Source organism: Caballeronia arvi, assembly GCF_001544695.2.
Taxonomy (GTDB): Bacteria; Pseudomonadota; Gammaproteobacteria; order Burkholderiales; family Burkholderiaceae; genus Caballeronia; species Caballeronia arvi.
In genome coordinates this window covers 1-1110 of record NZ_FCOM02000262.1, presented here as the reverse complement: position 1 = coordinate 1110, position 1110 = coordinate 1, and the positions used below count along the sequence as shown (strand labels likewise).

Genomic DNA, 1110 nt, shown 5'->3' with positions numbered 1-1110 from the left:
GATCGCGCTATCGCGCGTGCCGGAGGTCGGCCGTGTGCCACCGGGAAGCGCGAAAGAGCGGCGGTTGTTAGAAATCTGGGAGACGGAACCGGGCTGGCGCGGCTGGATCAAGACGGTGGACCATAAAAGTATCGGGCTGCGCTACATCGTCACGGCGTTCATTTTTTTGCTCGCGGGCGGCGTCGAAGCACTCATCATGCGTTTGCAGCTCGCAGGACCCAATTCATCGGTCGTGACCCCCGAGCAGTACAACCAGTTATTCACCATGCACGGCATAACGATGATTTTTCTGTATGCCCTGCCAGTGCTTTCCGGGTTCTCGAACTACTTGTGGCCGCTCATCCTCGGCGCGCGCGACATGGCGTTTCCACGGCTCAATGCCTTTTCTTATTGGGTGTTCTTGTTCGCTGGCATTCTGCTCTACTCGAGCTTTCCGTTCGGAGAGGCGCCTAACGCGGGCTGGTTCAACTATGTGCCGCTCTCTGGACTTGCTTTCAACACGGGCCCAAACATTGATATCTACGCGCTCGGCATGGTGCTGCTCGGCATATCGACCACGGTCGGATCCGCAAACTTTGTCGCGACGCTGGCCCGCATGCGGGCGACCGGCATGTCCATTGATCGCGTGCCGGTGCTGGTCTGGGGCACGCTGACCGCTTCGGGCGGCAATCTGCTCGCGGTACCCTCCGTGAGCCTGGCGTTCCTGATGCTGTGGTTCGATCGCAGGTTCGGAACACACTTCTTTGATGTGCTCAACGGCGGGCGACCGCTGCTGTGGCAGCACATGTTCTGGATGTTTGCGCATCCATGGGTCTATGCAGTCGTGTTGCCCGCGATGGGCATCGTGTCTGATGCGCTGCCCGTTTTTTGCCGCCGTCCACTGGTGGGCTATGCGCCGGTCGCACTCTCCACTGTCGCGACGATGATCGTCGGCTTTATTGTGTGGATCCATCACATGTTCGCGACCGGCATCTCGCCCCTCGCGCTTGCCTTCTTTGGTTCAGCGAGCACGGTCATCGCTATCCCGAGCGCGGTGGCCACCTTCGCCTGGATTGCGACGATTTATACGGGTCGCCCGGTATTCAAGGTTCCGTTTCTTTACTTTGCGGG

Annotated in this window: 1 protein-coding gene; it reads left to right on the top strand. The window is 59.5% G+C overall.

Translation table 11 applies throughout. The features are described 5' to 3' along the window. Position 1: 1 nt before the first annotated feature. Positions 2–1110: cbb3-type cytochrome c oxidase subunit I (locus AWB74_RS44780; RefSeq protein ID WP_200822131.1), on the top strand; the 1109-nt coding region annotated here is incomplete at its 3' end.